We start from the raw sequence: 5,082 nt of genomic DNA on the forward strand, positions 1-5,082 counted from the left end.
GCGTGACCTTTGCCCATTCGTTAGAAAGACCCGGTGTGGTGACCGAGCGCGAAGCGCCGATCTACTTCCGCATGGATTTTTTCCTGTAATTCAACGCCCCGCTGCATGAGAGCCTGACAATGGATGTTCGCCAATTCGCCTTCCTGGCCCGCCAACCTTCTGCCGCCCTGAAGCGCAGGGACGCGTTCTTCGGCCTGCCCAAGCGCGGGCTGGCGTTGATCCTTGCCAACGCACTGTTCTGGCAGCCGCTGCTGGCCCAGGCCGAGGGCATCGTGGTCAGTGCGCCGGGCACCACCGTGGGCGCGGCGGGCAATGGCGTGCCGGTGGTCAACATCGCCACCCCCAATGGCGCGGGCTTGTCCCATAACCAGTTCAAGGACTACAACGTCGGCCCCAACGGCGTGATCCTCAACAATGGCAACGGCGCCATGGTCAACACCCAGCTGGGCGGGATCATTGTCGGCAACCCCAACCTCAAGGGCGGCGCGGCGAACGTCATCCTCAACGAAGTCAACGGCGGCAGCCCCAGCCAGTTGCGCGGCTACACCGAAGTGGCGGGGCAGTCGGCCAAGGTCATTGTCGCCAACCCGTACGGCGTGACGTGCAGCGGTTGCGGCTTTATCAACACCCCCAACGTCACCCTCACCACCGGCAAACCGGTGCTCGACGCCAGCGGCCAATTGCAGCGCTATGAAGTGGATGGCGGCGCCGTGACCATCGACGGCCAGGGCTTGAACGCCAGCAATGTCGAACGCTTCGATATCATCACCCGCTCGGCCAAGATCAACGCACAAATCAACGCCCGCGAACTCAACGTGATCGCCGGGCGCAACGACGTCGACGCGCAAAGCCTGGAAACCACCCCCCGCGCCGATGACGGCAGCGCCAAGCCGGAGCTGGCGATCGACTCGTCGGCCCTGGGCGGCATGTATGCCGGCGCGATCAAACTGGTGGGCACCGAGGCCGGTGTGGGCGTGAAGCTCGACGGCACCCTGGCGGCCAGTGGTGGCGATATTCAGCTCGACGCCAACGGGCGCCTCAGCATGGCGCAGGCGGCGGCCACCGGTAACGTCAAGGTCACCGCGCAAAACGTCGACCTCACCGACAAGGTCTACGCCAACGGCAACGTGCAGGTCACCAGCGCCCAGGCCCTGGTCAACCGCAAGAGCATCGCCGCCGGCCAGCGCATCGAGATCAACGCGGCCAGCGTGAACAACCCGGGCATCATCGAAGCCGGCGTCGCCGCTGATAACAGCCGCAACACCACCGGCGATCTGGTGGTGAACGCGCAAACCGTCACCACCAGCGGCAACCTGTTGGCCAGCCGTGCACTGGCGATCACCGCCGCGCAGGCGCTGACCAACCAGGGCGCGATCATCCAGGCCAAGAGCGTCGAGGTCAGCAGCGCCAAGCTCACCAACCAGGGCGCCAGCGCACGTCTGTTTGGCGAACAAACCCTGGCGATCAGCTCACCGGCCATCGTCAACCTTGGCGGCCTGATCCGCTTCGGCGAAGGCCAGGCCGCCACGCTCAACAGCGCGTCCCTGGACAACCGCCAGGGCCGTATCGAAATGGCCGGTGGCAGCCTGGTGCTCACCAGCGCCAACCTGAACAACAGCGGCGGCCAAGTCATCGCCAACGACCTGATCGTCAACGCCGGCAACCTGAACAACCAGAACGGCGTGTTGGTGGCCAAAACCGCGACCGTCACTGCCAGCAACCTCGACAACAGCCTCAAGGGTTTGATCCAGGCTGACGGCGGCGCGCTCAACCTCGCCGTTTCCAACACCTTCAACAACAATCAGGGTTTTACCCAGGCCAACACCGATCTGAACGTAACTGCCGGCACCCTCAGCAGCAACGCAGCCGGCGTACTGAGCGCCGACACCGGCAAGCTCACCCTCACCGCCGCGCAACAGCTCAACAACGCCCAGGGCCGCTTGCAGGCCGGGCAGGGCGATATCGAACTGCACGCCGCCAACCTGGATAACCAGGGCGGCACGATCGTCGGCAAGCAACTGCTGATTGACGTGGCTGGCGGCGATATCGACAACCGCGCCGGGCGCGTCTTGGGTGACCACCTCGACGTGCGCGCCTCGGGCCTGGACAACCGCAACGCCGGCCTGCTGGCCGGTGGCGCCCAGGGCGTAAGCCTGCTGCTCAAAGGCCCGGGCCAGTTGCTCAACGCCCAGGGCCGCATCCAGAGCGAAGGCTTGCTGCAACTGCAAGGCGAGCGCTTGGACAACAGCGCCGGCATCCTGCTGGGCCAGACCGTCGACGTCACCGCGCAGACCTTCACCAACAGCAACAAAGGCGCGCTGGTCAGCGACGGCGGCGACGTGGTGCTCAAGGTCAGCGACCTGCTCACCAACGTCGGCGGCCAGATCGACGCGGGCGAACGCAGCGTGCTGGTCAAGCAGCTCACCACCCTCAACAACGACGGCGGCACCCTGCGCGGCAAGCGCCTGGACATCGCCGCCCAGCACCTGAACAACGACAACGGCCAACTGCTGGCCGGCGCCGAAGGCCTGAGCTACAGCGGCCAGGATGTGAGCAACCGCAAGGGCCTGATCCTCAGCGGCGGCGCGCTCACCGAACTGAACACCACCCGCCTGGATAACCAGGGCGGCACCGTGCAGGGCGACAGCCTGAGCGTCACCGCCAACAGCGTCGACAACGCCAGCGGCGGCCTGATGGCAAGCCTGGTCGGCAACCTGCAACTCACCGTCCAAGCCCTGGCCAACCGTGGCGGCAAGCTGTTTGGCAAAGAACAAGTGACCGTCAGCGGCGCCACCCTCGACAACAGCGCGGGCGGCCAGGTCAGCGGCAATCAGATCAACCTGACCTCACGCAACACGCTCACCAACCAGGGCGGCCTGATCGAAGCCAACCAGGGCCTGGCCCTCACCGGCGGCAACCTGGATAACAGCGTCAGCGGGCAACTGCGTGCATTGGGCGGCGCCAGCAGCAAACTCAACCTCAGCGGCGCGCTGAACAACCAGAACGGCACCCTCGAATTCGGCAGCCAGGCCTTCAGCCTTGACGCCGCCAGCCTCAACAACCAGAACGGCATGCTGCAACACGCCGGCACCGGCCTGTTCCACCTCAACACCGCCAGCCTCGCAGGCAGCCAGGGCAATATCCAGGGCATGGGCAGCGCCGACTGGGCATTCGGTAAAGTCGACGGCCTGGGCCGTGTGCAACTCAACGACGTGCTCACCTACAAGAGCGACCAAGGGCTGGCCCTCAAGGCCGGTGACCGCTTGGCCAGCGCCAAGGGCTTGATCCTCAACGTGGCCAGCCTGGATAACGGCGGCGAACTGCTCAGCGACGGTGACATCAGCATCACCACCGGCGATATCACCAACAGCGGCCGCGTCTCGGCCCTGCAAACACTCACCGTCGCCGCCAACAACCTCAGCCAGAACGGCGGCCGCCTGGCGGCCACCAATGCGCGCCTGACCCTGGGCGGCACCCTGGACAACCTCGGCTTCCTCACCGCCCGCCAGCAACTGGACATCGCCGCCGCGCAAATCAACAACCGTGGCACCCTCGGTGCCCAGGGTGCAGTGAACCTCACCGCAGTCAACGGCATCACCAATGCCGCCGACACGCTGCTGTTCAGCGGCGGCGACATGACCTTGCGCAGCAATGGCTTCAGCAACAGCTATGGCGATGTCTACAGCAAAGGCAACCTGAGCTTCGCCGCCCGCGATGGCGGGCGTGCCGTGCTGTTCAGCAACCGCTCCGGCACCGTGGAAAGCGAAGGCTCGATCGGCATCAATGCGGGCTTTATCGAAAACGCCAAAGATGAATTCGAACTCGGGCAAACGCTGACCACCGGCAGCTTGAGTTGGATCTGTGGCCAGCACTGCGGCGAGAGCGACAACTGGGAACGTGGCGAGATCACCATCTACGAAACGTACCTTGAGGCGGCGACCAAGGACTCGGTAGCGGCGCGCCTGGTGGCGGGCAAAAACATGCTGCTGCAAGGCGACACTGTGCAGAACCGCTACAGCCTGATGGCCGCCAATGGCGACTTGAGCATCACCGCCGGTGACCTGCTCAACCAGGGCGCTGCCACGCGCACGGGCCAGCGCAAGCTTGTCATCGGCACGCCAGGTCACGTCTCCGACGATTTGTTTGAACGCATGCAATATGTCGACGTGCCCGCGTTCAATGCGGCCACGGCGGCCGGGAATTTCGATAAGGCGCGCTTCGAAGAACTCAAAAGCCGCTCACCCAATAGCCTACCGTTCGCCTACGCAAGTGACGTCACCACCTGGACCAACAACAGCGGCCCCGGCTACGACGCCACCCTGCAAGCGGGCGGCACGGTCAACCTCAACGTCGCCCGCACCCTGCAAAACGGCACGCTGCACAACAACACCCTGGCCCAGTTGACCGGCACCCTCGGCGACGATCAGACCGGCATCCCCGTCGGCGGCATCAACATCAACCTGAGCAAACACGCCAACGACCCGAGCGCCCAGGCGCCTGGCAGCGTATTGCCCGTGGTAGGCGTTGCCCCTGGTGGCGGCTTCGTGCCTGTGGACTACACCGGCACCGCGTTTGCCCCGGTCGATCCCACCACCTCGCCCACCTTCCAACTGCCCAAGGGCGAGTACGGTCTGTTCGTCAAAAACGCCGACCCTACCAGCCACTACCTGATCGAGACCAACCCCGAATTCACCTCGGTGTCGGGCTTCTTCAGCTCCGACTACATGCTCGGCAAACTCGGTTTCAATTCCGACAATGCCTGGCGCCGCCTCGGTGACGGCCAGTACGAAACCCGCTTGATCCGCGACGCCGTCCTCGCGCAAACCGGCCAACGCTTCCTCGCCGGCGGCCTGTACAGCGACGCCGACCAGTTCCGCTACCTGATGGACAACGGCCTCGCCAGCAAAGACGCCCTGCGCCTGAGCCTGGGCGTGGCCCTCACCGACCAGCAAGTCGGCGCCCTGACCCACGACATCGTGTGGATGGAAAACCGCGTCATCGACGGCCAGACCGTGCTCGTACCGGTGCTGTACCTGGCCCAGGCCGACACCCGCACGGCGCGGCAACAGCCTGATCCAGGGC

General features: G+C 65.1%; 1 pseudogene. It reads left to right on the plus strand.

What is annotated here, in order from left to right:
• Positions 1–119: 119 nt before the first annotated feature.
• Positions 120–5,082: pseudogene (locus BMH52_RS25845) on the plus strand (filamentous hemagglutinin N-terminal domain-containing protein); the annotation flags it as partial.

It is taken from the genome of Pseudomonas sp. BTN1, from assembly GCF_001907715.1.
In the GTDB taxonomy this organism is placed as follows: Bacteria; Pseudomonadota; Gammaproteobacteria; order Pseudomonadales; family Pseudomonadaceae; genus Aquipseudomonas; species Aquipseudomonas paracarnis.